This window comes from Oscillibacter sp. CU971 (genome assembly GCF_905219725.1).
Taxonomy (GTDB): Bacteria; Bacillota; Clostridia; order Oscillospirales; family Oscillospiraceae; genus Oscillibacter.
Map to the genome: position 1 here is coordinate 1 of NZ_CAJMXG010000525.1, position 1227 is coordinate 1227.

A 1227-nucleotide genomic window follows, 5' to 3' on the forward strand; every position below is an offset into this window, starting at 1 on the left:
TTTCTGCCCTGTGCAATCGCTGTATTCGCTGCTCTGCTTGCCCTATCAATTACACAATTTGGAAAAAAGGAAATGAGGTAATCGTATGGAAATCACAAAAAAACTTCAAAAGCTCAGTCTGGCGGCGCTGATCGTCAGTCTGCTGCCGCTGGCAACTCTTGTCCCGGTGTTTCTGAAAATTACCCTGCCGGATGGTGTACGCATGGTTTGGGCGATCTGCAACATCGTCTTTGCGCTGGCGGGCCTCTTGTTCTCTGTGATCTGCGTAAAGAGCGAGGAGAGCCGGAGTGCCGTCAATATCATGTCCACGGTGATCAGCGTGGCGCTGGTGCTAATGATGCTGGGGATTATCGCCCTCAGAATTTTTGTAGCGTATTAGAAAGCCGAAATCAGCGTTTTGAATATAAACATACGGCCAACTCAAATGTGCGCTTCAAACCCGTTGCGACACCGGCCTTTCAGCGCCTTACTTTTTCTACCATCGCAGCCTTGACAGGTCAACTAAAATCAGATACATCACCATCAATAGGCGAATACAAGATGATGAGCTATTGGACCGTCAACGATAGATTTGCCCGGATTAGGCTGGGTTATTTAGACGTCTGATGTCACTATTCGAAGATATAACATAGTATGGACCATGAAGTACTATTGGTTATATGATCAGTATATATAAAAATACTATCCACTTCCTCACAATTTGTGAGTTTGCGGAGAAATGTGCCTTTTCTATGCTTTATAGAGTATACATTTATACAAGTTGGCTTCCTATGAAATTTTAGGCATACATGATACTCACTTAGTGGCTTGTTACAATAAAGGACTGTCGATGTATAATAATCTTTTCCAGTTTCCTTTATACTATTCTGACATAACTGATGAGTAAAATAATGAAAAATACAGTTATATTCTATCCTTTTGTTGAAATTAAATACAACTCTATGCGTAGTGCCTTGAGGAGTCATTACAGTGGGCTTGATGGGCTTTATTTAGTGAATTATAGAATTTCTCTTTCGTTGCAGTAGCAAGTTCCGTATCTATTAACCCTTTTGCAAGGATTGTATCGATTGCGGATTCATATTGAAAGCCAAGCGTGTGTAGAGTTCACTGATTTCTTCCTCTGTCATGACCCCGATCTCCCTTTTTTATTGTGGACATTGGCGGCGGTGGCCTCCACTGTGTGGACAAAGCCGCTCCCGGCATCCACGCCGGTGTGGCACTTCATAC

At 43.0% G+C, this 1227-nt stretch carries 1 protein-coding gene; it reads left to right on the plus strand.

Annotated elements, in window-relative coordinates; genetic code table 11:
• Positions 1-85: 85 nt before the first annotated feature.
• A complete protein-coding gene (locus tag JX325_RS17135; RefSeq protein ID WP_204792218.1) occupies positions 86-379 on the plus strand; it encodes a hypothetical protein in 294 nt (97 codons plus the stop codon).
• Positions 380-1227: the final 848 nt, after the last annotated feature.

What these genes read in the sequence shown, in the direction of transcription:
- JX325_RS17135 (WP_204792218.1), top strand. Translation starts at nt 86, where the DNA reads ATGGAAATCACAAAAAAACTTCAAAAGCTCAGTCTGGCGGCGCTGATC.